The sequence below is a fragment of the Neisseria sp. P0021.S007 genome (assembly GCF_051956855.1).
In genome coordinates this window covers 1-474 of the sequence record NZ_JBQCXA010001488.1, presented here as the reverse complement: position 1 = coordinate 474, position 474 = coordinate 1, and the positions used below count along the sequence as shown (strand labels likewise).

At 53.6% G+C, this 474-nt stretch carries 1 protein-coding gene; it reads left to right on the top strand.

Annotated elements, in window-relative coordinates; genetic code table 11:
• A partial coding sequence (locus ACTHUR_RS19855; RefSeq protein WP_440400510.1) for a hypothetical protein occupies window positions 1-313 on the top strand: 313 nt, incomplete at its 5' end.
• Window positions 314-474: the final 161 nt, after the last annotated feature.

Here is a 474-nt window from a genome sequence, read left to right as displayed (position 1 = left end):
ACACAAAACACCTCACCACCCCACCAAAAACCCACAAACACAAAACCACAACAACCAACCCCAACCCCAAACAAACAACCACCCACCACCCCCACACCCCCAACAAACCCCCCCCAAAACAAAAACCACCCCACACAACCAAACCCCCACCCCACAACAACCCAAAACCCCACCCCACACCCCACCCAAACCACAAACCCCAACCCCCCCCCAAAACCCACCCACCACACAAAACAAACCCAACAAACAAAAACCACCCAAAAACCCACCACCAAAGCTTTCAGACAGCCCCTACCCCAGACCAAACAATTAAGCACAACGCCTTTACCAGCCTTTACCGTCAACACTGTCGACACAACGTTTACAGATGACCTCATGGCCTGCAACTGCGCCCACACCGTGGACATAATGCACGCAACATCCACACCTCCCACCACCAATAACTTCAGCAACCCCAGTAAACCCCCCACCCGT